General features: G+C 64.4%; 1 protein-coding gene. It reads left to right on the forward strand.

Features of this window, described 5'->3' with window-relative positions:
- Positions 1–289 (forward strand): helix-turn-helix domain-containing protein (locus ACZ92H_RS29685; RefSeq protein WP_465052000.1); only part of this gene is annotated, 289 nt, incomplete at both ends.

Genomic DNA, 289 nt, shown 5'->3' on the forward strand with positions numbered 1-289 from the left:
TCAATGCGCTCACCGGCACGCCACTGGCTCGCCTGCGGCATAAATCGCTGTGGCTCGATTATGCCGACTGCCTGCTCGATTCCCGCTCGGTACGCCAGGCAGCCAGCCAATTGGGCGTGCACCGCAACACCACGTTCCGCTGGCGCCACCGTTTTTTAGCCTTGGCAAAAACGGACCGGCCGCATGGCCTGCATGGCATCGCCGAGGCCGACGAGCTATATGTGCTGGAATCGGAAAAAGGGGCGCGACAAATGACGCGTCCAGCCCGCCGCCGGGGGGGCCATGCGCA

Source organism: Janthinobacterium foliorum (assembly GCF_978021625.1).